At 49.4% G+C, this 231-nt stretch carries 1 protein-coding gene; it reads left to right on the top strand.

The annotated features are described in order from the left end of the window. A partial coding sequence (locus NE619_RS18535; RefSeq protein WP_330640882.1) for a hypothetical protein occupies positions 1–231 on the top strand: 231 nt, incomplete at both ends.

Here is a 231-nt window from a genome sequence, read left to right on the forward strand (position 1 = left end):
GTATGGATGTGATCCCCATTCCCACCGATGAGGCGGTGCGGGAAGTGGAAAACCGACTCCTGGGCGTGGAAACCAATATCACCAACTGGCAGCGTAGGCAGAACGCCAACAATAATTTCAGCGCTGTGATTCCCTATGATATGGAATTGCAGCGGAAGGAGACAAAAGAATTTTTGAATGATCTGACGGCGCGGGACCAACGTATGATGTTTACGGTACTTACCTTAGTTC

The organism is Anaerovorax odorimutans (assembly GCF_024459955.1).
Taxonomy (GTDB): Bacteria; Bacillota; Clostridia; order Peptostreptococcales; family Anaerovoracaceae; genus Hominibacterium; species Hominibacterium odorimutans_A.